This is a genomic window from Streptomyces sp. CC53 (assembly GCF_001865245.1).
In the GTDB taxonomy this organism is placed as follows: Bacteria; Actinomycetota; Actinomycetes; order Streptomycetales; family Streptomycetaceae; genus Streptomyces.
In genome coordinates this window covers 35038-35497 of record NZ_MKXB01000144.1, presented here as the reverse complement: position 1 = coordinate 35497, position 460 = coordinate 35038, and the positions used below count along the sequence as shown (strand labels likewise).

Here is a 460-nt window from a genome sequence, read left to right as displayed (position 1 = left end):
GACAACGTCTTCGTCTTCGCGCTGGTCTTCTCCTTCTTCGCCGTGCCCGACGCCTACCAGCACAAGGTGCTCTTCTGGGGTGTCATCGGGGCGCTGGGCGCCCGGCTGGTGTTCATCTTCCTCGGCGCCGAGCTGCTGGAGGTGTTCTTCTGGACCGCGTACCTGTTCGGGGCGTTCCTGATCTGGACCGGCTGGAAGATGGCCGTCTCCAAGGACGAGGAGGTCCACCCCGACCGCAACCCCGTCGTCCGCCTCGTCAGGAAGCTGATCCCGACCGACGCACGGTTCCACGGCGACCGGTTCTTCCTGCGCGTCGGCGGGCGGCGGGTGGCCACGCTGCTGTTCGTGGCGCTGGTCGCCATCGAGGCCACGGACCTGGTCTTCGCCGTCGACTCCGTCGCCGCGATCCTGGCGATCACCACCAACACGTTCCTGGTGTGGACTGCGAACGCCTTCGCCG

General features: G+C 67.2%; 1 pseudogene. It reads left to right on the top strand.

From position 1 onward, the window contains the following. Positions 1–460 (top strand): annotated as a pseudogene (locus tag BJP40_RS14370) (tellurium resistance protein TerC); the annotation flags it as partial.